The sequence below is a fragment of the Salinicoccus roseus genome (assembly GCF_003814515.1).
GTDB classification, from domain to species: Bacteria; Bacillota; Bacilli; order Staphylococcales; family Salinicoccaceae; genus Salinicoccus; species Salinicoccus roseus.
The window spans coordinates 980,790-1,006,562 of the sequence record NZ_RKQJ01000001.1 but is presented as its reverse complement, the minus strand read 5'-3'; the positions used below and the strand labels follow the sequence as shown (position 1 = coordinate 1,006,562).

At 41.4% G+C, this 25,773-nt stretch carries 25 protein-coding genes; 17 read left to right on the top strand and 8 right to left on the bottom strand.

What is annotated here, in order from left to right; genetic code table 11:
• Window positions 1–3 precede the first annotated feature (3 nt).
• Window positions 4–825, bottom strand: coding sequence for an ABC transporter permease (locus tag EDC33_RS05185; protein WP_040104900.1), 822 nt, complete (start codon window positions 823–825; stop codon window positions 4–6).
• Window positions 826–861: 36 nt separating this feature from the next.
• A complete protein-coding gene (locus EDC33_RS05180) occupies window positions 862–2,055 on the bottom strand; it encodes a CDP-glycerol glycerophosphotransferase family protein (protein WP_124010416.1) in 1,194 nt (397 codons plus the stop codon).
• 117 nt (window positions 2,056–2,172) lie between these two features.
• Here EDC33_RS05180 and tagD point away from each other — a divergent pair, with 117 nt between their 5' ends.
• Both tagD and EDC33_RS05170 read left to right on the top strand, forming a co-directional pair.
• A complete protein-coding gene (gene tagD, locus EDC33_RS05175) occupies window positions 2,173–2,568 on the top strand; it encodes a glycerol-3-phosphate cytidylyltransferase (RefSeq protein WP_124010415.1) in 396 nt (131 codons plus the stop codon).
• Window positions 2,561–3,724: a CDP-glycerol glycerophosphotransferase family protein gene (locus EDC33_RS05170; protein WP_124010414.1), complete on the top strand. Its 1,164-nt coding sequence runs from the start codon at window positions 2,561–2,563 to the stop codon at window positions 3,722–3,724. The genes tagD and EDC33_RS05170 overlap by 8 nt, the downstream gene beginning before the upstream one ends.
• Here the strand turns inward: EDC33_RS05170 and EDC33_RS05165 are convergent.
• The 5 genes from EDC33_RS05165 to EDC33_RS05145 form a co-directional block, all read right to left on the bottom strand.
• Window positions 3,721–6,396, bottom strand: a complete 2,676-nt coding sequence (locus EDC33_RS05165; RefSeq protein WP_124010413.1) for a CDP-glycerol glycerophosphotransferase family protein — start codon at window positions 6,394–6,396, stop codon at window positions 3,721–3,723. The two genes, EDC33_RS05170 and EDC33_RS05165, sit on opposite strands and share 4 nt — an antisense overlap.
• Window positions 6,397–6,587: 191 nt before the next feature.
• The gene (locus EDC33_RS05160) at window positions 6,588–7,067 is read right to left on the bottom strand and encodes a pyrimidine dimer DNA glycosylase/endonuclease V (protein ID WP_124010412.1); all 480 of its coding nucleotides are present in this window, start codon (window positions 7,065–7,067) and stop codon (window positions 6,588–6,590) included.
• Complete coding sequence (locus EDC33_RS05155) at window positions 7,068–7,508, bottom strand: YtoQ family protein (RefSeq protein WP_124010411.1); 441 nt, start codon at window positions 7,506–7,508, stop codon at window positions 7,068–7,070.
• Between the two features lie 67 nt (window positions 7,509–7,575).
• Entirely contained in the window at window positions 7,576–8,196 is a 621-nt protein-coding gene (locus EDC33_RS05150; protein WP_124010410.1) for a flavodoxin family protein, read from the bottom strand.
• An 84-nt stretch (window positions 8,197–8,280) separates the two neighbouring features.
• The gene (locus EDC33_RS05145) at window positions 8,281–9,330 is read right to left on the bottom strand and encodes a YkvI family membrane protein (RefSeq protein ID WP_124010409.1); all 1,050 of its coding nucleotides are present in this window, start codon (window positions 9,328–9,330) and stop codon (window positions 8,281–8,283) included.
• Between the two features lie 280 nt (window positions 9,331–9,610).
• Here EDC33_RS05145 and EDC33_RS05140 point away from each other — a divergent pair, with 280 nt between their 5' ends.
• The 8 genes from EDC33_RS05140 to EDC33_RS05105 all read left to right on the top strand — a co-directional run bounded on the left by EDC33_RS05140 (window position 9,611) and on the right by EDC33_RS05105 (window position 17,264).
• Window positions 9,611–10,297, top strand: a complete 687-nt coding sequence (locus tag EDC33_RS05140; RefSeq protein WP_124010408.1) for a YveK family protein — start codon at window positions 9,611–9,613, stop codon at window positions 10,295–10,297.
• Between the two features lie 2 nt (window positions 10,298–10,299).
• Window positions 10,300–11,007: a CpsD/CapB family tyrosine-protein kinase gene (locus tag EDC33_RS05135; RefSeq protein WP_124010407.1), complete on the top strand. Its 708-nt coding sequence runs from the start codon at window positions 10,300–10,302 to the stop codon at window positions 11,005–11,007.
• Window positions 11,008–11,009: 2 nt separating this feature from the next.
• Window positions 11,010–11,804 (top strand): tyrosine-protein phosphatase, encoded by a 795-nt coding sequence (locus tag EDC33_RS05130; RefSeq protein ID WP_124010406.1) that lies wholly within the window; start codon window positions 11,010–11,012, stop codon window positions 11,802–11,804.
• A gap of 21 nt (window positions 11,805–11,825) precedes the next feature.
• Window positions 11,826–13,640 carry a polysaccharide biosynthesis protein gene (locus EDC33_RS05125; RefSeq protein ID WP_124010405.1) on the top strand — a complete coding sequence of 605 codons (1,815 nt, stop codon included), beginning with the start codon at window positions 11,826–11,828 and terminating at the stop codon, window positions 13,638–13,640.
• Window positions 13,641–13,799: 159 nt separating this feature from the next.
• On the top strand, window positions 13,800–14,414 hold the full coding sequence (locus EDC33_RS05120) for a sugar transferase (RefSeq protein ID WP_124010404.1): 615 nt from the start codon (window positions 13,800–13,802) through the stop codon (window positions 14,412–14,414).
• Window positions 14,411–15,280, top strand: a complete 870-nt coding sequence (locus EDC33_RS05115; protein WP_124010403.1) for an NAD-dependent epimerase/dehydratase family protein — start codon at window positions 14,411–14,413, stop codon at window positions 15,278–15,280. Before EDC33_RS05120 ends, EDC33_RS05115 begins: the two co-directional genes overlap by 4 nt.
• Entirely contained in the window at window positions 15,280–16,368 is a 1,089-nt protein-coding gene (locus EDC33_RS05110) for a glycosyltransferase family 4 protein (RefSeq protein WP_124010402.1), read from the top strand. The genes EDC33_RS05115 and EDC33_RS05110 overlap by 1 nt, the downstream gene beginning before the upstream one ends.
• An 11-nt stretch (window positions 16,369–16,379) precedes the next feature.
• Window positions 16,380–17,264 carry an ATP-grasp fold amidoligase family protein gene (locus tag EDC33_RS05105; protein ID WP_124010401.1) on the top strand — a complete coding sequence of 295 codons (885 nt, stop codon included), beginning with the start codon at window positions 16,380–16,382 and terminating at the stop codon, window positions 17,262–17,264.
• A 122-nt stretch (window positions 17,265–17,386) separates the two neighbouring features.
• Here EDC33_RS05105 and EDC33_RS05100 read toward each other — a convergent pair whose 3' ends face one another.
• Entirely contained in the window at window positions 17,387–18,346 is a 960-nt protein-coding gene (locus tag EDC33_RS05100; RefSeq protein ID WP_124010400.1) for an IS30 family transposase, read from the bottom strand.
• Between the two features lie 69 nt (window positions 18,347–18,415).
• Between EDC33_RS05100 and EDC33_RS12630 the strand changes: the two genes are divergently transcribed.
• From EDC33_RS12630 to EDC33_RS05065, 7 genes are all read left to right on the top strand, one after another.
• Window positions 18,416–18,604 (top strand): hypothetical protein, encoded by a 189-nt coding sequence (locus tag EDC33_RS12630; protein ID WP_124010399.1) that lies wholly within the window; start codon window positions 18,416–18,418, stop codon window positions 18,602–18,604.
• A 227-nt stretch (window positions 18,605–18,831) separates the two neighbouring features.
• Window positions 18,832–19,626: a glycosyltransferase family 2 protein gene (locus tag EDC33_RS05090; RefSeq protein WP_124010398.1), complete on the top strand. Its 795-nt coding sequence runs from the start codon at window positions 18,832–18,834 to the stop codon at window positions 19,624–19,626.
• A gap of 248 nt (window positions 19,627–19,874) precedes the next feature.
• The gene (locus tag EDC33_RS05085; protein WP_124010397.1) at window positions 19,875–21,056 is read left to right on the top strand and encodes a glycosyltransferase family 4 protein; all 1,182 of its coding nucleotides are present in this window, start codon (window positions 19,875–19,877) and stop codon (window positions 21,054–21,056) included.
• Window positions 21,057–21,109: 53 nt separating this feature from the next.
• Entirely contained in the window at window positions 21,110–22,186 is a 1,077-nt protein-coding gene (locus tag EDC33_RS05080; protein WP_170156355.1) for an EpsG family protein, read from the top strand.
• A 239-nt stretch (window positions 22,187–22,425) separates the two neighbouring features.
• Entirely contained in the window at window positions 22,426–23,328 is a 903-nt protein-coding gene (locus EDC33_RS05075) for an ATP-grasp fold amidoligase family protein (protein WP_124010395.1), read from the top strand.
• Between the two features lie 140 nt (window positions 23,329–23,468).
• Window positions 23,469–24,386 carry a glycosyltransferase family 2 protein gene (locus tag EDC33_RS05070; protein ID WP_124010394.1) on the top strand — a complete coding sequence of 306 codons (918 nt, stop codon included), beginning with the start codon at window positions 23,469–23,471 and terminating at the stop codon, window positions 24,384–24,386.
• Between the two features lie 31 nt (window positions 24,387–24,417).
• Window positions 24,418–25,710: a lipopolysaccharide biosynthesis protein gene (locus tag EDC33_RS05065; protein WP_124010393.1), complete on the top strand. Its 1,293-nt coding sequence runs from the start codon at window positions 24,418–24,420 to the stop codon at window positions 25,708–25,710.
• The last annotated feature ends 63 nt before the right edge of the window (window positions 25,711–25,773 follow it).

Below are 25,773 nucleotides of genomic sequence, written 5' to 3'. Positions count from 1 at the left end.
CTCTTATAGGTAGTCGATGAAATTGCGTCTGAATTTGACGTGCAGCGTCGCACCGATGGCGAGCATCACGAAGATGAGGCCCCAGAAGTACAGCGTCAGCTCCCAATGGGTGATGAAGTACCACTCGGTGCCGAAGAATACCGAACGGTAGCCTTCGATCAGGTAGACGAGCGGGTTCAGCTGCATGAGCCGCATCAGCGTCGGGAAGTCCGACAGCAGCGTCAGCGGCCAGAGTACACCGGAAAGGTACAGTGCCATGCGCAGAAGCGAGTTGAGCAGCAGGTGCACATCCCGCACGAGCGTAGACAGGGTGGACGTGATCAGTGAGAACGCGAACACCAAGGCATATGTGCCGAAGATGTAGTAGGCGAGCTGTACATAGTATATGTTGATGTAGTATCCGGCGAACTGGAAGACCACGAACGCAATAACGAGCATGAGTATATGTGTATAGAACTTCGAGAATATCGCGACATTCGGTATGAGGCTGAGCGGGAAGTTCATCTTCGACAGCAGCTTCAGGCGCCGGTAGATCGACTTCGAGGCTTCGATGCTGCCCTGGAAGAAGAACGTCCAGACGACGAAGCCGATGAAGAGCCAGAAGAAGAACGGTACTTCCATGCCGCCCATCTGTATCGGCTCCCGCTGCCGCAGTGTGGCGAAGACGAACCAATAGATCAGTATGCTGATCAATGGCGTCAGCACTTCCCACACGATGCCGAGGTAGTTGTTCTGGTTTTTACTTTTTATGTCGTACATGGACAGGCGTCTCACAAGGTAGAAGTGATTGAACTGCTCCTTCAATACGACCCATATGGATTTCATCAGTTTTTCACAACCATTTCTTTCATCGTTGTTGAATTATACAATTTTATCTTTTAAATGACAAATAATCTCATCACTGACGCGCTTCGACGCCTGTCCGTCTTCGAGGGCGCAGAAGCGTTCACGGAAGGCTGCGGTACCGTATTTTTCGTTAAAGTCGAGCGTCTCCGTCTCCCGGATGGCCCCGAGCAGTCCGTCCGTCGTTTTGACGAGCGGCCCCGGCGCCTCCTGCTCGAAGTCGAAGTAGAAGCCGCGCACCTTGTCCCGGTAGTTGTCGATGTCGTAGGTATAGAAGATCATCGGGCGTTCGAGCACTGCGTAGTCGAAGAACACGGAGGAATAGTCGGTGACTAGCACATCCGAGATGACATAGAGGTCGCGGATGTCCTCGTACTTGGAGAAGTCGTACAGGAAGCCTTCATATCGGGAAAGGTCCAGATTCTCGGCAATGAGGTAGTGGAGCCTGAGGATGATGACGTAGTCATCCGACAGCTCCCGCTGCATCCGGTCTACATCGAACTGGAGGTCGAACTTGTATCTGCCGCGTCCATGATAGGCATCATCCCGCCACGTCGGTGCATAGAAAATGATCTTCTTGCCGAGTGGAAGCCTGAGCTTCCGGCGGATCTTCTCCCTGGCCGCGGAATCGTTGTTCACGAACAGATGATCATTCCGCGGATAGCCCGTCTCGAGCACCGGCCTGTCATAGGCGAATGCACGGCGGAAGATCTCGGTCGAATAGCGGTTCGGGGAAATCAGATAGTCCCATTTACTGGATTCCTTCGTGAAGTTCCGCTTGTACTTCTCCGTCTCCGTCCCCGGCATATGGACCGTGTCGATGTCCGTGCCGAGACGCTTGAGTGGCGTGCCATGCCATGTCTGCAGATACGTGGTATCCTTCGGTTTCGGTATCCACAGCGGCAGGCGGCTGTTCGTGATCCACAGCGTCGCCTTGTTCATATAGATGATCCAGCTCGGCGTGAATCGTGTCACATACGGGATCTCCATCTCCTTGAAGATTTTCTTATGACGCCTGTCGACGCTCCACATCAGGCGGTAGTCCGGGTAAGCCGCCGACATGTACTCGTACAGGGCCCGCGGGTTGTCGCTGTACTGCCTGCCGAGGAAGCTCTCGAACATGATGAGCCGGTGGTCCTTATGGAAGCATCTCCCAAGCGACCAGAACAGCAATTTGTAGAGTTTCAATGCAATTACTTTTAAGGATTTCATACGCACCACACCTGAAATAAAATTTTTCCAGCCGGATATGGTATAATCTACACCATAATCATATCCGACATATCTACAACATTATATCATCATCAAGGTATATCAGGGGGGCATACCATGAAAAAAGTCATCACCTACGGGACATTCGATCTGATTCATATGGGACACATCAACATTTTGCGCCGCGCCAAGAAAATGGGGGACTACCTCGTCGTCGCCATCTCGACCGATGAGTTCAACACCATGAAGCACAAGCAGGCATACTACTCCTTCGAACAGCGCAAGCAGATACTCGAAGCCATCCGCTATGTGGACGAAGTGATTCCAGAGCACACATGGGACCAGAAGATCCAGGACGTCAAGGAACACGATATCGACATCTTCGTCATGGGACACGACTGGGAAGGGGAGTTCGACTTCCTGAAGGAATACTGTGAAGTCATCTACCTCCCGCGGACCGAAGGGGTATCCACGACGAAGACGAAGCAGGACCTGTCGAAGCGGCATGATTAGGGAAGCCGCAATCACCGTGTACCTCACGGTGGTCCGCATCATCTTCACAGGATTCAAGGTTTTTCCAGTCCAAAACAAGACCGTCATGCTGGCATCCTTCGGCGATAACATCGAGAAAGTCCGCCATGAAGTGGCACGGCGTACGGACTCCCGCATCGTCGTGCTGAGGGAATCTTCATGCAGAAGTGCATTCGATGGGATGGAAAATAAAAATCTCATCAGCTTCTCACCGAAGCACCTCCCGCAATTCATCAGGGGGATCTACCATCTTGCTACGGCCAAAGTGGTGTTCGTCGACAACTACCACCTGATCCTCGCTGCATGCGACTTCAAGGAAAAGACGACATGCGTCCAGCTGTGGCATGCCAATGGGGCAGTCAAGCTGTTTGGCCTAAAGGACAAGACGACGAAGACCCGCCCGGACTCCGCCCACAGGCGCTTCAGGCAGGTCTATGACCGGTTCCATAAGGTGGTCGTCAGTTCGGATGAGATGGCGGATATCTTCAAGGAGGCGTTCGGCCTCGATGAAGAGAATATGATGCGGACCGGCGTGCCGCGAACGGACTTCTTCCATTCGGAGGATCGGCTCGATGAGGCCAGGAGAAAGATGCATGAAGCACTGCCGCAGATAAAGGGCAGGACCGTCATCCTCTACGCACCGACGTTTCGGGATGATGGGTTCACGGTGCGTGACCTGCCGATCGATATCAGCAGGATGGAGCAGGCACTCGGGGACACCCATCATCTGCTCGTGCACCTGCATCCCGCAGTGGACTTCAAAGGTTTTGAGTCGACCACTTTTGCGACGGATACATCGAAGCGGCATGGCATCTTCGACCTGCTCAGTGTGACGGACATCCTCATTACGGATTATTCATCCATCCCCTTCGAGTTCTCGACACTCCGCCGGCCGATGATATTCCATCCATACGATCTGGAACAATACGAGTCCACACGGGGCCTATGGTTCGATTATGAATCATTGGCGCCGGGTCCCGTCGTCCGTACGACGGAAGGGATCATCGAAACGATTGAAGCAGACAGCTTCAATATGGAAGCCATCGAAGCGTTTGATGCGGTATGGAACAAGTATGCAGATGGCAGTTCGACGAAAAGATTGATTGAGACAGTATATAAAGAGAAGCTTGAGGACTAGTCCTCAAGCTTCTCTATTTTTTTCATCACCGCTTCATAGATGCGTCTGCGGTTGTTGTGGTCCTGGTAGTCGAAGATGCTGGACAGGTCCACTTCGCGCGGCTGGAAGCCATTCCTGATATAGATTTCGATGGCATCGACCAGGTCCTCTTCCTTCTTTGCGATGTCCCCGATGAATGTCTGGGAGAGGGGGCGCAGCCGGCCCTGCCTGAAGAACTGGCGGACATCAAAGTGGTAGTAGATGACCGGCTTGTTCATCAGCGTGAAGTCGAAACTGACACTCGAGTAGTCTGTGATCAGCAGGGAGTGCGCGATCAGCAGATCCTGCACCGTACGTTCACCGAGCCGTATGAAGTGGATATTCTTCCCCTGGTCGAGATGCTCATCGTTGAAGTAGCGCTGGGCACGGTAGTGCGGATAGAAGTTCAGGTGCACATCATTCTCCTCAAGCAGCCTGTTGAGGCGTTCGTTATGGATCAGGCTGTGGTAGCGGGCGTAATACGTGCTGTTAAGGAATGCATCGTCCGTGCTGATCCAGTCGCGCCATGTCGGCATGAGGAGGATGTCGCGCGTTTCATTGTGGTGGGGCAGATGATCGAAGCGCGCGAGCCCTGTTGCGGCGACTTCATCTTCTTCATACCCCATCTTGCGCATGACGACATTCTCCTTCTCCGGTGTACTGCTGACGATGAACAGGTCGAACGGGAGGTCATAGTACTTCTTGTCATACTCAACAGGTTTCCTTCCCAGCACACCGTGCTGGAGGAAGACCTTGACCGTATCCTCATAGTGGAAGAAGCCCCGTGCCGTCTTGTATGGCAGCAGGTTCTCAAGGTCATGGGTGCCAAGGAGGACACCCGCCCGGAAGGCGAGGTCGAAGTGTGCATCCGATCCGAATGCGAGCACATTGTCTTCATCCCGTATTTTCTCATAGTCGCCGGCGGTATCCTCGATGACATAGTAGGCGTCGACATCCGTATTCTCCTTCAGCCAGGTGAAGAGGGCATAGCCGTTATCCTGGGCGGTATCATACCGTTCCCCGAGCAGCCAGGTGTTCATGTCCTTCCGGCTCGTATCTTCCGGTATATCGACGGAAGCGGGAATCATGAAGGTCTCGACTTTGAGGTTGTTGTAGGGCGTCGTCGTAATGAGATGGTGATGCGTATTGCCTGATGCGTCCACCACTTCATGGCGCGCGTAGAAGTTGTCCTTCCTGTATTCCGAATGCCTGTACTTGATCTTCTCCCGGCGCAGCACTTCACCGCTCGAGTGGACGATTTCTATGAATACATCGATGATCGTCTTGTCCTTGCTTTTGATATCGATGAAGTCCAGTTCCTTCAAGTCCACGTTGAAGCTGTTGCCGATCTCCACCCGCACGAAGTCTCCAGAGTACCGGTCGACGAATGCCATATGGGGGGTGCTGTCGATGAATGCATCTTCCCCCCGGATATAGCCCTCCAGGTTGAAGTCGTCGATGTCGGTCACCTGACGCTTCAGCCGGCGTCTCGCGACATTGAAGCCGAGCATGCCATCCTTGCGCCGGTAGAACCATATCTGGAACTTCTCGAAGTGGGAAGCCGCCCATATCCGCCCATCGAATCCGAATGTTCCAATGTCCTTCATGTCCAGCTGCAGACGGATCGGTGCGTCGCCGGCGGTCTCGAACATGAGGCGCTTCCGTGATATATTGTTGATCAGCTGATCGAGCGGCACGCTGACTTCAGCCGCCTCTCCGGTCTGATCGCCGGCAAACGGGATGCGGATGATGTCGTCAGAAGCCGTATCTGCCACGAGCAGTGCAGACAGCGCTGCAGATGTATCGGTGTAGAAGTGCATCCGTACAGCATCATCGTGAAGAACGCTTTCGAACGCCTCCACACGTGCCTTGTGGCTGGTGATCTCCGCCGACAGCATACCATCCTGTCTAAAATATGTGATCGCATGATTCAATGCAGCCATGGCGAACGGTTCTCCCGTGTAGCGTATCGGTACCAGTTCAAAGTCCTTCAACAGATATACATCCGGCCGTCCCATCACCGCATCTGTAAAATCCGCAATCTGCATGATGGAAGGGTCTTCGGATATGTTCTCCATTATTTTAAGCTTATTGCCGTAGTGGAAGGCGAGTGCATGATCACTCATGTCATCCATGCCTTCGGCCGAGAGTTCAAGCCGTCGGTAGCCGGCCTCAATATTTGAAAGTGCCATAGGCTGATCCGTCTTGAAGCGGTAGTCCGACAGCAGGTTTGCAATCAGCAGGTTGCCTCTGACGATGGATACATTGAAATATCGCCGGTTCGAGAAGAATGATCGTTTCTTTCCTGCATTGTCCACATCTGTCTGGACGATCAGCTTCTTTCTACCGAGCATCATTTTAACGGTCGACCGCCCCTCTGTCTGATCGATGACGGCAAATGGAACCTCGATGCCGATGATGTGTCCCTGGCGGTGGGCGTCCAGTTCATAGATCGCCGGGCCATTCGTCAATGTGACCTGGAGCCTTCTTTCCAGTCCGGTCTTGAGGAAATTCTTGAATGACACATTTACGATTACATGATCCGCGTGCACAGTGATGTCATGCAGGATCAATTTTTTGATCAGACGCTCCCGCACACGTCTGGGAACGGTTTTTCTGAATAATTTCCGTACTTTCTTCTGCAGCACGTTCATCGATCCACCTCCTTCTCTGATGTCCTATTCATATTCTACCCGATTCCCGCCCATATATTGGCATTGTCGTTGCATCATCCAGTATATCAGTCACTATGCTTTCTTCCATTATAATATAGAAATGAGCAAAATAGAAAAAGGTCCGAGAATACCCAAAAAGGGCATTTCGAACCAATCCTTTCACATCAACATCATTTCTTCAGTCCCGTCCCGCACCGCGGGGCGATGGTATCCGCCGTCCATTTGTCGTGGAGGAGTGATACATATAGGTCATATGCCGAATCACCATATACACGATCGTCCCCGAATACATAGAGTGGGGGAAGCGGGTCATGGTTCCACAGGTCATCATCCAGATGACCCTCGATCAACCTCTTCAGTGATTCGAGGTCTTCCCTGAAATCCGGACTCCGCTTGCCACCCCGCCGCTGATGCTCCAGGTCGCACTCTTCAAGCAGGCGGTAGGTATCTGTAATGTACGGGTTCCCGGCATTATACACATGCTTCATGATCGGGTGGTGCTGATAACGTGTGTTTGTGTCCAACACCCCGACCAGGCTCAAATTGACCCGCAGGATCTGATAGAGCTCCAGAACCTGCTTGCTTAATCGCCGGTTGTCGAGATACCTTGCACTCACTTCATGATCTGGACTTACTCTGAATATCTGCATCTACTCGTAGATGTAGGCGAGGACATCAAGCGCCTGCTCGACCGTCTCCACCGTGATGTTCGCCTTGTTGGACAACTCTTTCAGCGGATGGATCAGTTCTTCAGGGCGTACGATGATGAGTGGCTTGCCGAGCGTCACAGCAGCACTTGCATCCATCGCCGTATTCCACTGCTTGTACTTCTCACCGAAGAGCGCAATCACGACATCCGACTTCTGCATCAGCACCTGCGTGCGGAGGTTGTTCACTGCAGAAGCGGCATCATCCTTGAAGAAGCCGCTCGGCTGTTCGCCCAAAATGTCTTCTCCGATATTATCCGAACGGTCATGGTTCGTCTGCGGGCCGACGAAGTCGAGTGGCAAATCCTTCTCATCCGCAATCTGCTTTACTTCCTCACGCCAGTCGTCATGAATCTGTCCTGCTAAATATACTGTAAGTTGCATAACGCATCCTCCTATAGTGTGTTACTTCAATGATAGCTGAAACTCGAATTCTTTCAAATTAAATACTCTATTCCATCGTATTGCCTTCTGCCGGTATCGGATGTTCCCTGAACATCTTGGCCAGATGCATCGTGTTGTAGGCGAGCATCTTTACATGCTGTTTCGTGAACTCGTTGTCGCGGTCCGTGTCCATATACGATGGCCCCGGCCCTGCATCTCCGACCCAATACGTATCGACGTTCGGCGGGATGGTGAAACCGATGTGGGAGAGGCCGTAGAGGATCGACTGTGCCGCATGCTTCGCACCGTCTTCATTTCCCGTCACAACCACTCCGCCGACCTTGTTGTAGAAGATTGATTGGCCCTTGTCGTTCGTAAGTGAAGAGCTCCCGTACAGACGCTCTATGGCCAGTGTCGCAATGCTGCTCTTCTCACCGAGCCAGAGCGGTGTACCGATGAGGACGATGTCCGCCGCCTTGACCTTCTCGAGTATTTGAGGGAATTCATCTCCGTCTCCCATGTCGTCGGAAATGCCGTAGCGGATGTTGTAGTCATTGAGGCGCACGACTTCCGTCTCCACCCCATGGTCCTCATAGATGTCCATCACTTCACGTGCCAACACTTCCGTATTGGATGGATCCTCACCGTATTTCAATGTCGTATTGAGTATCAAAGCCTTCAGTTTCATCTGTATGACCTCCAATCGCGTAATACTCATCTTTACCACTGTTCACCAAATAAAAAACCGGCAGGAGATCCTGCCGGCATGAATCTATACGAGCCTTTTCTTTGAAAATTTGTTCGCCACCCAGCGGATGGTGAGGCCGCCTGCGATGAACAGGCCGATGTATCCGAAGATTGGATAGAATATGTTGACCAGATCCACGAATCCGACAAAGCTCAAGGCGTAGCCGAACAGCAGCCCCACAGCAAGCATGATCTTATACTTGCCGGAATACGCGGTGGCAAAGCGTGTCAGGAACGGGTACATCAGCCCGACTGCCGTATTATAGATGACCAGCAGCATGACAACCGACAGTCCCACACTCAGCGCCGGGTGCACGCCCTCTGCGAGCAGCAGGGTAGGCAGTGCCGCCTCGTTGGCGGTATTGAGGTTCGCAAGCATGCCGCCGTTGATCAGCAGCATCAAGAGCATGATGATGATGCCGCCCACCAAGGCTCCGCGCCTCGCAGCCTTATGCTTCGATGCCTCAGAGCCCATGATGGACAGGAAGCTGAATGCGGTCGCGAGTACAAGACCGCTGTAAGTAATTGCGTCCCACCACCAGTGGCCGGATGGTGTACGGTCGATCTGTGCGTACTGGTTCACTTCACCGAGCGGCACAACCGGGTTGAATACATTGAACGCTGCGATGATGAGTACGAATGCCACCAGAAATGGCGTCACTGCACCAAGAACCGCGACGATCTTATTGAAGTCGAGCAGCAGGGTGACGAACACCGCCACCATCATGATCAGCGAACCGAGCCATGGGGCCACGCCGAAACTTTCGTAGAATGCAGAGCCTGCCCCTGCGAGCATGATCACTGCGATGCCATATAGAAAAAAGACAAGTATGTAATCGATTGCCTTTCCAATCATATCTCCAAACATTGTGTTGATCGGCTCCTCATGGGAATCCGCCTTCAATCGATAGCCAAGTTTAGCCGCTTGCCGGCCGACAAACATGATGATCAGTGCCGAGAGGATGATTGCAGCATAGCTCCATGTCCCATAGTTCGTGAAGAACTGGAGTATTTCTTGGCCTGTGGAAAACCCGGCCCCTACAATGACCCCCGTGTAGGCAAATCCAATCATCATTGATTCTCGTCGATAACTCAAAAAATCTCCTCCGTATTTGGTTTTTGACTTTAGTTATATAGACGTTATATTAAAATATAAACAATATTCTGCGAATTAGGCAAGGAAATAGTGAAATATTTCTCATAATTATGGGAGGAACCATCAATAAATAGAATATTCATAAAAAGCGCTTTCATTGATAAATTCCCGAAATACTGTGCAAAAATCCACCTTAATCTGATATAGTAATAAACTGTAAACATATATAACATTTCTACATATAAATATGGAGGCCAACATGGAAGAAACATTGAATTTGGAAGACATTCTTGAAGTGATCAAGAAGAACCTGGCGATGATCATCGCCCTTGTACTGCTCTTTGGTGCAGCCGCTGCATTCGCCACCGCATTTCTCATGACCCCGCAATATGAAGCCAACACACAGATCCTCGTCAGTCAATCTCAGGAATCGGAAGCCGTCAACAATCAGGATATTCAGGCCAGCCTTCAGCTGATCAATACATATAGGGACATCATAAAGAGCCCGACAGTGCTCGATGATGTTGTAAGCAACCTTGATCTGGAACAGGATACAGCGGCACTTGCCAACCAGATTACAGTGAATAACCAGGACCAGTCCCAGGTCGTGACAGTGACGGTCACCAATGAAAATCCGCAAGATGCTGAAACCATCGCCAATGAAATCGCCGATGTGTTCCAGGAGCGCGTGCAGGAAGTGATGAACGTCGATAACGTCTCCATTCTCGCTCCGGCAGATGTCGGAGAAGAGCCATCACCTGTATCTCCACAGCCGCTCATCAACATCGCCATCGGTATGATCCTCGGTGGACTGCTTGGACTCGGTATCGCATTCCTCAGGGCATTCCTAGACAAGCGGGTTACAACCGATGAAGAAATCCAGAAACACCTTGAACTGCCGGTACTCGGTACCATCGCAAAATTCGAGAGCCAGAAAGGAAACTGATCATGTTTGGTAAAAAAAGATCCCATAGTTATGTATCCGGCCCGAGGGAACTCATCGTGAAAAGACAACCTAAATCCCCAGTCAGTGAACAATTCCGGACTGTCCGGACGAACATCATGTATTCGAATATCGATACTGAAATAAAAACTGTTCTCGTCACCTCTGCGACACCAGGTGCAGGTAAGTCTACTACCGCAGCGAACCTCGCTGTCGCCTATGCCCAGTCCGGCAAGAAGACACTGCTGATGGATGCTGACATGAGGCGCCCGACGACGCACTATACATTTGAGGTCACCAATCAGCGGGGCCTATCCACAGTCATCGTCAATGATGTGCCTGTAGAGAATGTCGTCAGGGAAACGGAAATAGAGAACCTTGATATCGTTTCATCCGGGCCGATTCCTCCAAACCCGTCAGAGCTCCTGTCATCCAACAAGATGACACACTTGCTGAAGACATTCTCGATGCATTACGACATGGTCATCATCGATTCGCCGCCACTGCTCGCGGTGACCGATGCTCAGGTACTCAGCAAGATTACAGATGGCACAGTGCTCGTCACCAACGTAGCCGAAAACAACCGGGATAAATTAAGGGAAGCGAAGGATCTATTGGATAAGGCCGATGCGAACATTCTCGGCGTCGTCATGAACAACAAGAAGATGAATACTAAGAAGGACGACTACTATTATTATTACGGGAGCGAATGAAAATGATAGATATCCATAACCATGTACTCATAGGGGTGGACGATGGGCCACAGACAGAAGAGGAAGCGGTATTGCTTCTTAAACAGGCAATCGACAATGGCATAACGGATATCATTGCGACCCCACATCACTATAGTGGGGATTTCGTTAATCCCGGAAGTAAGATTTTAGAAAAATTGGACGAACTCGACCAGATCATTTTACAACATCAATTGGACATCAACGTACATCCCGGACAGGAGATCAGAATGAATGGGAACTTCGTCGAAGAGTTGAAGTCCGGTTCAGGCATCCCGCTCAACCAATCGCAGTACGTGCTGGTTGAGTTTTCTTTTAATGAAGTGCCGAGCTATGCATGTCCCATGTTCTATGACATGCAGATGAGCGGCTATACACCACTAATAGCACACCCGGAAAGATGCAAGCCAATAATCAAGGATCCGGATAAGCTTCATGAGTATGTGGAGAAGGGTGCAGTGGCGCAAGTAACTGCTGGATCGGTTGCTGGAGAGCTTGGAGAGAACCTAAAAGAAACAAGCTTAAAGATGATCGAGGCGCATCTGGTACATCTCATCGCCAGTGATGCGCATCATGCAGAACTGAGACCTTTCATGTTGAAGGAAGCATATGATGTAGTGGAGAAGGAACTCGGATCCATCTATGTGGAAGATTTGAAACACAATGCTGAAGCCGTATTGCGTGGAAAAGAAGTGAAGGTGAAGCGGCCATCTAAGATAGAAACACATTATAAAAGCAGTAAGAAAAGAAAAAAGAAGAAGTTTTTAGGATTATTTTAATTGGAAAGAAGCGTGTGATTTATGGGTGCAAAAGAACGGTATATACTTCTCCTTATCATTGACTCATTGATTGTGACATTTTCAGTATTCATCGGCTATTACATATTGGCACCATTCTTCCTCCAGTATACGATGCCAGTCCTTATTACCACTTCAATCATCCTCTTGATCAGTCACCATGTCTTTGCATACGTATTTAACCTTTATCACCGCGCTTGGGAGTATGCGAGCGTCAGAGAATTGATGTCCATCGCCCAAGCAGTTACCGCATCGATTATCACAACTTACATATTGAACATCTTGTTGTTCCAGACAACATTTACAAGGTTGATGATCATTACCTGGATGATGCACCTTATATTGATTGGCGGCTCAAGATTGTCATGGCGTGTTGCACGGCATCACTTAATAGGAAAACAATCTTCAGACCAGGAAAAACTCCGCACTTTAATTGTGGGAGCTGGAAAGGGTGGTTCAATACTGATTAAGCAGATGTTGGACACTCCTGCAATGAACATGCTGCCTGTAGTGGCGGTAGATGATGATTCTACTAAGCAAAGAATGGAACTTGCTGGTGGTGTCAGGGTAGAGGGCAAAAGAGAAGATATAGAAAAGCTTATAAAAAAGTATGACATTCGGAAAGTCGTCATAGCAATTCCATCGTTAAGCAAAACAGAACTGAATGAAATTTATGAACTGTCTAATCATGAAAGTGTAGAAGTCATGATTATGCCAAATATCGATGATGTGATGTCTGGGAAAGTGGAAGTAAACGCACTCAAGAAAGTGGAAGTAGAAGACTTGTTGGGACGTGAGCCTGTAAAACTTGATACAGCAGGTATCGAAGAGCAGGTGAGAGATCGTACAATACTTGTTACAGGTGCTGGAGGCAGTATCGGATCAGAAATAGTCAGACAAATTACCAAGTTCCAGCCGAGGGAAATCGTGCTGCTTGGTCACGGCGAGAACAGTATCTATACGATTTTAGAAGAAATGACTGGAAGAAACAACAATATAGAATACATCCCAATCATTGCAGATGTTCAGGATCGTCAAAGAATGTTTGAAGTGTTTGAAACGTATAAACCGAATATTGTTTATCATGCTGCTGCGCACAAACATGTGCCGTTGATGGAATATAATCCTAAAGAAGCTGTAAAGAATAATATAATAGGTACAAAAAACACAGCAGAAGCCGCATGTGAATATAAAACTGAAAAGTTTGTATTGATATCTACTGATAAAGCAGTAAATCCACCGAATGTAATGGGAGCCTCAAAACGGGTTGCTGAAATGGTGGTGCAAGGGTTGAATCAAAATTGTAAAGAAACTACTCTGGTAGCTGTAAGATTTGGTAACGTCTTAGGCAGTCGAGGCTCTGTAATACCTAAATTCAGAAAACAGATAGAAGCTGGAGGCCCGATTACCGTTACGGATGAACGAATGACTAGGTATTTTATGACCATACCCGAGGCTTCTAGACTTGTAATCCAAGCAGGTGCAATAGCAGAAGGGGGAGAAGTATTTGTGCTTGATATGGGAGAACCAGTAAAAATAGTGAATTTAGCTAGAAATATGATTAAATTAAGCGGTTATAAAGAAGATGAAATAGGAATAAAGTTTAGTGGTGTTAGACCGGGAGAGAAACTATTCGAAGAACTTTTAAGTGAAGATGAAATACATCCAAACCAAGTATATACAAAAATTTATAGAGGTAAAACAGTGTCTTATCCTATTATTGAAATTGAAAAGACGATTAAACAATTAGAAAATAACAATAATATCAAAGAACTGTTGCTAGACTTTGTGAATCGAAAAGAGTATACAAAAAATTAAGTTACAATTTTTTCTTTGTTTTAACCTTTAGGATGAAGTACGTAGACTCATTAGATTAGATAAATTTTATTGGGTTAATAAGCGGTTTAACAATAACCGCTTTACACAAATAGTTAAGTAATAAGAGACTAAATATCTTTTATGAGGAGCGTTACGAAGATGTATTTGAAAATAAAAAGACTAATAGATTTCAGTCTGTCTCTTCTAGCTATGTTGGTGCTATGGCCTTTGTTCCTTTTGATAGCGATAGTGATAAAAATTGATTCAAAAGGACCTGTGCTGTTTAAACAAAAACGAATCGGGAGGAATAAAAAACACTTCAATATATTGAAATTCCGAACAATGAGAATAGATACACCTGATGATATGCCGACCCACCTCTTTGAAGACCCGGATGCGTTCATTACAAAAAGCGGTAAAATTCTTAGAAAAACAAGTTTGGATGAACTCCCGCAAGTCATTAATATTCTAAAGGGGGAAATGAGCATCATTGGTCCAAGGCCAGCCTTGTGGAACCAATATGATCTTATAGCAGAACGTGATAAATATAAGGCTAATGATGTTCCAACAGGACTGACAGGCTGGGCACAGATTAATGGGAGGGATGAAACGCCTATTGAAATAAAAGCTAAATTAGATGGGGAATATGTTGAGAATATGGGCCCTATAATGGATACAAAATGTTTCTTTGCTACTTTAATAAGTGTTGTAAAAAGTGATGGTGTCGTTGAAGGTGGAAGAAAAAGTTCTCAAAAGGAGAATTATTCTCAATGAAAAAAATATTAGTAACGGGAACTAACAGTTATATTGGAAATAGTTTATCGAGTTGGTTAGCAAGATATCCTGACGACTACTGCATTGATACCATCAGTCTAAGAGACAATTCTTGGAAAACAAAAAGATTCTCGGATTACGATGTAGTTTTTCACGTCGCTGGAATAGCGCATGTTTCTTCTGATCCGAATATGGAAGAAGAATATTACAAAGTAAATCGTGACCTTACGATTGAGGCTGCAGAAAAAGCCAAACGTGATGGAGTTAAGCAGTTCATCTTTATGAGTAGTATTATAGTTTATGGAGACAGTACGAGTGAAAAAAGCATCATTGATAGGAAGACGGAACCGAAACCTAGCAGCTTTTATGGGGAGAGTAAGCTTCAGGCTGAGGAAGGCATCAAGCCTTTGGAATCTAAGGATTTCAACGTTGTAATAATTAGGCCTCCGATGATTTATGGAAAAGGTTCGAAAGGTAATTATCCTAAACTTTCCAAAGCAGCTCAAAAACTTCCGATATTTCCTGATATCGATAATCAGCGAAGTATTCTTCATATAGATAACCTTAGTGAATTTATTAAGCTGATGATCGATAATGAAGAAAGCGGGACTTTCTTTCCGCAGAATAGTGATTATGTAAAGACAAGCGAAATGGTTAAAATAATCGCTGAAACTCATAACAAAAAGTTAAAGTTGACAAAAGTATTCAATCCATTAATAAAGCTTCTTGTGGGGAAAATAGGGATTATAAATAAAGTCTTCGGTAATTTGGTTTACAGCGATGATATCAGTACTTATAAAAAGGAATACAGAGTTCATGATTTTAAAGAAACTATTGAAGCGACAGAGTTAGGGAGAATTAAGTAATGAAAAGGGTACTTATCTTAGTTAACCATGAGGTGGTTATTTACAATTTCAGGTTGGAAATTGTAGAGCGTCTTATTGAAAAGGAATATGAAGTTTATATCTCTAGTCCAGCTGGTGAAAAAATAGAGGAACTGAGTGCATTAGGTTGTAAACATGTGGACTTAACCATAAATCGCCACGGAACAAATGTTGTAGAAGAACTAAAACTATTGTCTTATTATATAAAAACAATAAAGCGGACTAAACCAGATGTAGTTCTTTCTTTTACTATCAAGCCCAATATATACGGTGGTATAGCATGTAGGTTATTGAATGTTCCTTTAATAGCTAATATTACAGGTTTAGGTACAGCAGTCGAAAACAAAAGTATAATGCAGAGAATATCTATCCGCCTCTATAAAATGGCTTTTAAAAAAGTGAATTGTGTATTCTTCCAAAACACTGAAAATATGGAGTTCTTTAATAATTATAATATTGCAGTAGATAAACATAAGTTACTACCCGGCTCAGGAGTAAACTTAAATCGTTTTGATGTACTAGAGTATCCTCATGATAAAACAACAGAATTTGTTTTTATCTCTAGAATTATGAAAGAAAAAGGTATTGAGCAGTATTTAGAAGCTGCTCAATATATAAAAGATAAGTATCCAAACACATTATTTCACGTGTGTGGATTTTGTGAAGAGGCATATGAAGACCAATTAAATGAGCTTCATGAGCAAGGGATTATTTATTATCATGGAATGGTCAGAAACGTAAGTGAGATTTTAAAAAGAAGTCATTGTACTATTCATCCAACATATTATCCAGAGGGTCTATCCAATGTACTGCTTGAAAGTGCAGCAAGTGGCAGGCCTATTATTACTACTAATCGAAGTGGTTGTCGCGAAGTTGTAGAAGAAGGGAAAAATGGCTATATGGTAGAGCAAAAAAATAGCCAAGCTCTTATAAAAGCTATAGAGAAATTTCTAGAATTAGATCATAAACTTAAAAAGCAAATGGGTACAGAAGGTAGGAGAAAAGTTGAAAAAGAATTTGATAGAGGGATTGTAGTGGATGCATATCTTAAAGAAGTAGATAAAGTTTAGAGGTGTCTAAAATGAATTATAAAAAAATAATACCGAACCAAGATGTAAGATTGAAGATTTTAAAATCTACGGAATATATACCTGATAAGATAATGATTAAACTTCAGTATTATCTTAAGACAGGAAGAAAACTTAGGTTGAAAAAACCAGAAAGATTTACTGAAAAAATACAATATTATAAATTGTACTGTCGAGAAGAAATGATGACAAGGTTAGCGGACAAAGCCCAAGCTCGTAATTATATAAAGAGTAAAAATTTAGAAGAAATACTCATACCTTTATACGGGATTTATAATAATGCAGATGAAATAGACTTCGATAAGCTTCCCAATCGATTTGTAATAAAGCTCAACAACGGAAGTGGTACTAACATATTGTGTAAGTCTAAACAAAACTTAAATATAGAAGAAACAAAAAATATTATAAATAGCTGGTTGAAAAATCGTACTGTAAAAGCAGGAAGAGAATGGGCATATTATAATATAGAACCTAAAATAATAATTGAGAAATTCATGGAATCTGAGGAAGGTCTAATTGACTATAAGTTTTATTGCTTTAATGGAGAGCCTCAATTTATAAAAATATCTTTAATCGAAAATTTAAATAATGTAACTAACAATAGCTTTTATGATTTAGAATTTAAAAAACTCCCTTATCTTACGGATGGGGTAAAGGGAATAGAGAGAAACTTACCGGAGCCAAAAAAATTTGATAAAATGGTAGAAATTTGCAGAACTCTATCGAAAGATTTTCCACACGTTCGGGTGGATTTATATAACTTGGAGGGAGAAATATACTTTGGTGAATTTACGTTTTACGATAACTCAGGTTATCAGCTTTTCGTGCCTGATGAGTTTGACTATATATTAGGAGAACAATTTATTTTAAATAATTAGAAGGGAGGCATATGAATTTTATGAAAGTATTATTTGTGCATGATGGGCCTTTAAGGAAAGACAGTGAGAGCAATTATTATGGGCTTGCTCATAATAATAATTTGTTTAATAGACTTCGTTTGTCAAAATAAGCTAGACAGCCTGCCTACATTCATGTAACTCATAAATGCTTCCAGCGGTGTCTGGTAGTTCAAAGACTTTCTGGGTATGTGGTTTCTCTTGGAGGCTACTGAAGCAACCATCCTCTGATCCACTGTGTTGAAATCCATATGCTTGGGCAGGCCGTCTTTCCGAAGCAGTCCATTGGAATGTTCATTCAATCCTCTTTGGGAAGGCGTGCCCGGGTCGGCAAAGTAAATATCAATATCATTTCGGTTGCTCATTGACTGCCAATTTGAGAATTCCTTGCCACAGTCGAAAGTAATGGATTTGAACACATTTCTGGGGATCTGATGGAACCATGCGTTGATGACTGTTTCAATATCCTTTGCAGTCCGGCCCTCGGGCTTGAGGGTAATGATCACTTTCGACAGCCGTTCTACAAGTGTCACAACGGCACTTTTATGATGGATGCCGACAATGGTATCGCCTTCCAGATGTCCAAATTCTTCTTTGAATGCTGGGTAGTCCGTCTTTCTGTCAGAGAGTTTCCGTCTGAAAGCCTGTCTCCCACGGCGTTCCTTATGGCCGTTGGGTTTTCGCTTTCCTTTCATCGGCAAGGTGGAAACATCAAAGTCTTTGCGCTTGAACATGCGGTACAATGTGCGGCTGGAGCAGTTGATCGGCCGTTCACGGCGACCGACAATCACATCCGGCGTCCATCCTTGCGCGACCTTTTCTGCCACATATGCGCGTTGATCATTCGACAGCACCGTCTGTTTTCGACCGCAACGCTGCTTGTTTGCCTTGTAGCGCTTATAGAAATCCAATGCGGTGTGACCGTCTTTCAGGAAAGTGACCACATTGTGGACGGTCTGACGTGCTCGGCCAATCTGTTCTGAAATCTTTGATACAGAGGCATTCTGATGGAAATAAGATTCTATAATTACAAGTTCATCCGTGCTAAGATGGGTGTAGGTCATTCGTGATCACTCCTATGATTTCTTTGGTCGGAAATACATTTTGAGTGTATCACGAGTGGCTTTCTTTATGTGTCTAGCTTATTTTTACAATCGGCGAGATATAAAATTATAGCTGATGAGGTAGGAGCATTAATAAGGGTTAAAGAGATAAATCCTCAAGAGAAGTATAATTTTTCAAGAATCACAATAAATGATTTTTATAATATTGAAGGCAAAATCTATTTTGGAGAAATGACACTTTATCCTTCAGGTGGATGAAAAGTATTCCCGCTTGAGGAAATGGATTATAAATTGGGGGAACATATTGAACTTTCATCAAAATAATCGATGACCTTCAAACAAAATACTTATTAATGAGTTTAAAAGTCATTTTATAATATTTATAAAATTCACGTACGACTTTAAAAGTCTAATAATGGAGAAGCTATAGGAATTAGCAGACATCGTATTGCCTAGTCAGCAAAAAGATAGTAAGGAGTAGTATTATGAAAATTGAGGTTTCTTTTATTACAACTGTCAAAAATGCAGAAGTCTTTATTAAAGAGACTATTGAAAGTGTTCAGAAGCAAACCCTTGGTAAGTGGGAGTATATTATTGTTGATGATGGTTCAACTGATAACACAATAGAAGTTGTAAAAAGTATATGCGAGAATGATAATAGAATAAAGTTAATCACAACTGGGGGAATAGGGAGAGGAAAAGCTCTTAATTTAGCTATAGAAAATACTAGTGGAAAGTATATAGCAAATATTGATGTTGATGACCCTTCTCATCCACAAAGAGCCCAATTTCAAAAAAAATTCTTGGACGATAATAGGGAATACTCTTTATCAGTCACACAATCTATTTATATTGTTGAGGATGAAAAGGTAAGCTGGGAATTATATAATTCAAATAGTATAAGTTTAGAAGCAGTAGATATTACTACTACGAGAAATAAACCTTTTCGTAAAGAAGCAATTAATCATAGTTCAGTTATGTTCAAGAAAAGTGACTTGATCAACATTGGAAAATATGATGAGTCTAGAAGCATACAGTTTGATGCAGAACTCTTTAATAGATTTTCTTTCAAAGGATATAAAATAGCTTTAATTCCAATGAAATTGGCCACTAAAAGAATGCATTCTAATCAATCATTTGAAGCAGGTAATCGAGTTAAGTATTTAGCAAGCGCCCTCGAATTAAACAAAAACAAAATTAAATTTTTGAATCTTCCTCCAGTTTATTATGTATATATATATATATTAAGTTTTTTTATGGCTTTCTACCTAAAAAGCTAAGAAAATTAATTAAGAAAAAATTGTAATTTCATAAAGAGATGAAAGTTAAGTCTCTATATAATTTATAATCATATTCATCTAATTGTATAAGATATAATTTCTAAGAATTAAAAACCTAAATATGTAACTAGTTTTATTCAGTTCATAAGTCTAATCTTTTAAGACGCTATTAGGTATAAGATTTCTTTGATTTACTAAAATTATATCACCCGTAATTGGAAATTTTATCTTTGAGGAGAAGTTTAGACATGAAAATTTTAATTGTTTGCTATAAATATCCGCCTGCATACTCAGGGTACGGAAAACAATTACAGACCATAATTAATAAAATGATAGATACTAACAAAGATATTGAATTTGAAATTATTAGTGGGAAATTTCCAAATATTGAGGATGAGTATAAAGAAAGATTAAATATACGCCGTATGGGAAGCAAACGATTAACGAAGCTACACCCCTCACTAGGATTTTATTCCTTTGCTTTAAGCACCTTTATAGGAGTTATACTTAAAAAGAATCAAGCCGATATAATACATGGTATTAAAGCAGGACCAGAAGCAATTGCTACTATTTTGGCTAGTAAAATTATAAAGAATCCTGTGATTGTAAAAATTGTAGAGAATGAACTCAGTGATAGAGAAATAGTTTCAGCAAACCCTATAAAAAAAGCATTAAGAAAAATCAGATATCCTATAATTACTAGTGCCGATAAGTATATAGCTATAAGTAAAGATATAAAAACAAGATTGAGAAGCCGTAACGTACCAGACCATAAAATAATAGCACTTCCAAATGCTGTTGACGAAAATCGTTTTACGGTAGCAGGGGAATCTGAAAAGTTATCATTAAGGAAAGTTAATTCTATTAGTACCTCAGCAACTGTCATTCTGTTTTCTGGTTCAATTTCAAAGAGGAAGGGGATTTATGACTTACTTAAAGCTTATGATAACATTAATATGTCAGATGAGATTTTACTGCTTCTTTGTGGGCCAATGTATGAAAATGAAAACTACTTCTCAGACCTATTAGAAACTATAAATAAAAAAAGATCGAATAAAAAAGTTAAGTATCAGGGAAGTGTCGATAATATAGAAGATTATATAAAATTGTCAGACATTCTTGTTTTACCTTCTTATTCTGAGGGCCTACCCAATGTACTTTTGGAAGGTGCAATTAGTGGAAAAGCACTATTAGCATCAGACATTAGTGGCAATAATGAGATCATTAAGGATGGTTTTAATGGAGTTTTATTTTCGGTAGGCGATTATAATAAACTCACAGAAAAACTTACTGATTTAATTATCGATAAAGATAAACGTTTATATCTAGCTGCTAATGCTCAAAAGAAAGCGATTGAGTCATATTCTTTAAGCAAAATCACGCAACAATATTACGACCTTTATGAAACTCTGCTTCAAGACTTTAAATAGATATCTATTTGACATTTAGATAGGTAAATGACTACTGAGGAGGGGTTATTAAGTTGGTCACTTCATTTTTACTTTATTTTTCAATCTTTTTGATAACTGCTATATCAGCTGAACTTTCAATACGTTTCAAAGGTAAAATACTGCGCTTTACTTTTGCTTTTTTAACTTTGTTAACGCCTTCTCTGTTTGCCGGCATTAGGTATGATGTAGGGACTGATTATTTTTCTTATTTGAGAATTTTTTCAAATTTAGAAGCAGGAAATCCTGTTAGAACTGAATTTGGGTTTAACTTTTTAAATGTCCTAATAGCTAAATTAGGTGGGGATGTACATTTTTTATTCTTTATAGTATCTTTCTTGACTATGGCATTTATATATTTAACTTTATATAAAAATAGAAATAGTATCAGTATAGGACTAGGGATTTTTGTCTTTTTACTCTTTTTTTATCACGATTCTTTAAATGGTGTTAGGCAAGGGTTAGCAATAGCAATATCGTTATACAGCTTAACATTTATAGTAGAAAAAAAATTTTGGAAGTTTTTTTTATACACGATACTAGCTACAAGTATGCACTTTAGCTCACTAGTCCTTTTACCATTTTATTACATATATAATGTGCTAGGGGATAAAAATCGTATCTTCAGAATAGCAGTGTATCTTATAACGGTAGTATTGATTTTTAACTACGGAGTGATATTAGACTTTCTTTTAAATATTTTTACAGATTTTTCTTATTACTCAAAATATCTTCCTGACCAAAGTGTAGGTGGTTTAGGGTTAGGTCTAATAGCATTTAACGCTCCTCTTATCATCCCAGGAATCTTATTTTATAAACGACTAGTAAAAAATGATGAACGATTTAGATTCTATTTCTTTTTTCTTTTAGTTGGGGTGCTGATAAAGTTTGTAGGGTATTTTGGTGCCGATCATCTTAATAGGGTAGCTGATCCTTTTTTTATAGCGGTAGTTTTGATTGTACCTTATTACTATAAGTATTTGAAAAAAAATGAAATCGAGTACTTCTTAGGAATGCTTATTATACTATTTATTATAAGTCTTTGGTTTTATAACTATATCTTTCTTGGACAAAATGAAACAATTCCTTTTAGAACAATTTTTTCACAATAATTCTTGGTAGTCTTTTCAAAGACTGGAGGACATACAAAGAAACTACCTTTCCTCAGTAGAGTATTAATACTAGAATTATTATTACTATATTTTTTGACCTTGAAGTTTAGTCTTATAAAAAATATGTAAAGACTTTTATCATGATGTAGATTATCTAACGATGAAATTGTTAAAAACTTCATAAATCCTTTTTAATGATTGAGGATACTAATTTAAGGTGAAAAGAGGAGGTAATATTTATGTTAAGGAAAATTATAAAAGGTTTAAAAAATCCAAAGTTATTTATGTTATATATCTTAAGGTTTAAAATCTTTCAACTTATTCCTGACGATATCTTTTTAAAAATAAAATTTAAACTGGTCACAGGTGAAAAGTTAAATCTTAAGCACCCCAAAACATACAATGAAAAGCTCCAATGGTTAAAATTACATGATAGAAAACCTGAATATAAAAAGCTGGTTGATAAATATGAAGTCAGAAAATATATATCAGAAACAATTGGGGGTGAGTATTTAATACCCATGATTGGTACTTGGACTAAGTTTGAGGATATTGATTTTGATGCATTGCCAAATCAATTTGTACTGAAAGTTACTCACGATTCAGGTGGCTTAGTGATTTGCAAAGATAAAAGTAAATTAGATATAGAGGAGGCAAAACGAAAAATTAATAAAAGTTTAAAGAGGAACTATTTTTATCGCGGGAGAGAATGGCCATATAAAAACTTAGAACCTAGAATTATTTGTGAACACTTTTTAAATGATGAAGACAATATTGAACTTAAAGATTATAGGTTTTTTTGTTTTGATGGTAAACCAAAATTTATTGGAGTAGACTTTAATATTACTGATAAAACTAAAACTCGAAGGAACTTATATGATTTAGAATGGAACTTATTAGAAGGTCAAATTTCTTATCCTAATGAATTGTCAAAAAAAATAAAACCCCCAAGTGAGCTAAGTAGAATGATTAACTTAAGTAAGGTTTTATCAAAAGGGATTCCTCATGTCAGGGTAGACTTTTACAATATAAATGAGAAAATTTATTTTGGAGAAATGACTTTTTATCATCAATCAGGACATGGAATTATTCAACCGAAAGAACTGGATTATTTGATGGGTGAGTGGATTAGTCAACCTTAATTAATATTATATTTGTGAAAAATCTACAATAATATAGAGCGATAAAATTATTCTTTAAAATCTCAAAGTGTTATGAAAGCTTAGGGGTTTAAACAGTTCTTATTTGTGTGGAACTAATATGATTGGAAAATGGTGATTAAGTGTATTTTACAGTAGTGATTCCTTTATATAACAAGGAAAAGTATATTTTAAGAGCTATTAATTCTGTATTAAATCAAACTCATTGTGATTATGAAATTATTATTGTAGACGATGGATCCACAGACTTAAGTTGGGATAAAGTTAACGATCTAAATAATCCTAAAATACGTATATTTCAGCAAGAAAATGCTGGAGTATCAGCAGCTAGAAATAAAGGTATATCCAATGCAAATTTTGACTATATAGCTTTTCTAGATGCGGACGATGAATGGACTCCAACTTTCTTAGAGACAATAAACAGATTGATAAATCTTTATCCGATGAATGGAGCTTATGCTACCTCTTACGAGGTTATCAGAAAAGATGGATTTTCGGATCCTGCTACTAAGAAAAATAGTTTTAAACCAAATTGGGAAGGTATAGTAGGAGATTATTTTAAGGAGTCTATTAAAACTCCACTTATCTCTGCTTCCTCGGTTGTCATACCTAAAGAGGTTTTTGATAAAATAGGAGGTTTTCCCCTTGAAATAACCAGAGGGGAAGATTTAGACATGTGGTGTAGAATAGCCTTAAATTACGATATTGTGTTTTCTAATAAATCTCTTGCCACATACTATAACGATATAGAAAATACAGCTACTCAAAAAAAGATTGAGTACAACAAAAGTTTTATGAGCTATGTAGAAGATATTTTAAAAAATGAAAAGAAAAAAGGAGAAACTTCAGTTTATTTTGAAGAGTATATGATAAGCAGGTTGATACAGAAAGCAAGATTTTTAATATCTCAAAGTAATAATAAAGAAGCTAGAGCACTCCTCTGGAGGTATAGAAAGACAAAACGCAATAGAAAAACTTTACTTAAAGCTTATTTATCAAGTTTTAAATTAGTTAGATTATTATCTGCAAAGGTCAAATGAAGGTTATAGAGAGAGGGATTAAGCAGCCATTATGAATCATAAATTTAAAAATTTCACGAAATCAAAATTTGTAAAAAATGTATTTATAATGGCAAGTGGAGCTGCTGGTGCACAAGCTGTGACTATGGCATTATCCCCTATTGTAACAAGGATGTATGGTCCAGAAGCATTTGGAATCATGGGGACGTTCTCTGCTTTAACCAGTATAATCGTTCCTATTGCTGCGTTGTGCTATCCTATTGCAATAGTTTTACCTAAAAGTGAGAAGGATGCAAAAGGTTTAATTAAGTTATCTTTATTAATTACAACGATGATAACAGCGTTTACATTGATAATATTAGCATTTTTTCATAATGATATTGTGGTACTTTTTCAACTAGAAGAAATAGCATCTTATTTATATCTTATTCCTTTAATTATCATTTTTGCTGGAACAGTTCAAGTCACGGAGCAATGGCTTATTAGAACAAATCAATTTACAATTAATGCTAATGTTAAGTTTCTACAATCAATTGTCACAAATGGTAGCAAAGTAGGAATTGGAACGTTTTATCCGACTGCGACTGTTTTAGTCGTGTTACAAGTGCTAGGGAATGGTATAAAAACGTTGATGATTGTAATGTTAGCGAGAAAATCCAATTATAAAAGTGCCAAATCTTCACATGAAGAAGGGGATTCTCTAAAAGAATTGGCTAATAAACACAGAGATTTTCCTATATATAGAGCACCGCAAGTTTTAATTACAGCAGTGTCAGAAAGCTTACCTATTCTTCTTCTAACATCATTTTTTGGACCGGCTTCCGCTGGTTTCTATAGTATTGGCAGAACAGTATTAGGTCTTCCCTCAAATCTTATAGGACAATCAATAGGAGATGTATTTTATCCGCGTATCACCGAGGCAGCAAACAATGGAGAGAATGTAAGCCACTTAATAAAAAAAGCAACCTTTTCTTTAGGAGCTATAGGAATTATACCATTCGGGCTAATTATTATTTTTGGGCCTTGGTTATTTGAACTTGTGTTTGGGTCCGAGTGGGGTAGAGCAGGAGAGTATGCAAGGTGGATTTCACTTACCTCTTTTATGGTTCTCATTAATAAACCAAGTGTTAGGGCAATGCCTGTCCTAAATGCTCAAAGCATACATTTGATATATACTTTTATACTAGTAATAATTCGCACTCTGGGGCTCATAATTGGCTTCGCTGTATTTAATAGTGATATCATAGCTATTGCTTTATTTGGGATCTCAAGTGTAATCATGAATATTTTCCTTTTTTTAATAACTCTTAAGATATGTAAAAGAAGGGAATTCAATAGGGTTTAAACTAAGACTCTCTTGATATGAGCTATATTATGAAATAAAAATAAGCTTGGGAGGTATCTGATA

Coding starts and splice junctions, on each gene's coding strand:
- EDC33_RS05185 (WP_040104900.1), bottom strand. CDS start 825: ATGAAATCCATATGGGTCGTATTGAAGGAGCAGTTCAATCACTTCTAC.
- EDC33_RS05180 (WP_124010416.1), bottom strand. CDS start 2,055: ATGAAATCCTTAAAAGTAATTGCATTGAAACTCTACAAATTGCTGTTC.
- tagD (WP_124010415.1), top strand. CDS start 2,173: ATGAAAAAAGTCATCACCTACGGGACATTCGATCTGATTCATATGGGA.
- EDC33_RS05170 (WP_124010414.1), top strand. CDS start 2,561: ATGATTAGGGAAGCCGCAATCACCGTGTACCTCACGGTGGTCCGCATC.
- EDC33_RS05165 (WP_124010413.1), bottom strand. CDS start 6,396: ATGAACGTGCTGCAGAAGAAAGTACGGAAATTATTCAGAAAAACCGTT.
- EDC33_RS05160 (WP_124010412.1), bottom strand. CDS start 7,067: ATGCAGATATTCAGAGTAAGTCCAGATCATGAAGTGAGTGCAAGGTAT.
- EDC33_RS05155 (WP_124010411.1), bottom strand. CDS start 7,508: ATGCAACTTACAGTATATTTAGCAGGACAGATTCATGACGACTGGCGT.
- EDC33_RS05150 (WP_124010410.1), bottom strand. CDS start 8,196: ATGAAACTGAAGGCTTTGATACTCAATACGACATTGAAATACGGTGAG.
- EDC33_RS05145 (WP_124010409.1), bottom strand. CDS start 9,330: ATGATGATTGGATTTGCCTACACGGGGGTCATTGTAGGGGCCGGGTTT.
- EDC33_RS05140 (WP_124010408.1), top strand. CDS start 9,611: ATGGAAGAAACATTGAATTTGGAAGACATTCTTGAAGTGATCAAGAAG.
- EDC33_RS05135 (WP_124010407.1), top strand. CDS start 10,300: ATGTTTGGTAAAAAAAGATCCCATAGTTATGTATCCGGCCCGAGGGAA.
- EDC33_RS05130 (WP_124010406.1), top strand. CDS start 11,010: ATGATAGATATCCATAACCATGTACTCATAGGGGTGGACGATGGGCCA.
- EDC33_RS05125 (WP_124010405.1), top strand. CDS start 11,826: ATGGGTGCAAAAGAACGGTATATACTTCTCCTTATCATTGACTCATTG.
- EDC33_RS05120 (WP_124010404.1), top strand. CDS start 13,800: ATGTATTTGAAAATAAAAAGACTAATAGATTTCAGTCTGTCTCTTCTA.
- EDC33_RS05115 (WP_124010403.1), top strand. CDS start 14,411: ATGAAAAAAATATTAGTAACGGGAACTAACAGTTATATTGGAAATAGT.
- EDC33_RS05110 (WP_124010402.1), top strand. CDS start 15,280: ATGAAAAGGGTACTTATCTTAGTTAACCATGAGGTGGTTATTTACAAT.
- EDC33_RS05105 (WP_124010401.1), top strand. CDS start 16,380: ATGAATTATAAAAAAATAATACCGAACCAAGATGTAAGATTGAAGATT.
- EDC33_RS05100 (WP_124010400.1), bottom strand. CDS start 18,346: ATGACCTACACCCATCTTAGCACGGATGAACTTGTAATTATAGAATCT.
- EDC33_RS05090 (WP_124010398.1), top strand. CDS start 18,832: ATGAAAATTGAGGTTTCTTTTATTACAACTGTCAAAAATGCAGAAGTC.
- EDC33_RS05085 (WP_124010397.1), top strand. CDS start 19,875: ATGAAAATTTTAATTGTTTGCTATAAATATCCGCCTGCATACTCAGGG.
- EDC33_RS05075 (WP_124010395.1), top strand. CDS start 22,426: ATGTTAAGGAAAATTATAAAAGGTTTAAAAAATCCAAAGTTATTTATG.
- EDC33_RS05065 (WP_124010393.1), top strand. CDS start 24,418: ATGAATCATAAATTTAAAAATTTCACGAAATCAAAATTTGTAAAAAAT.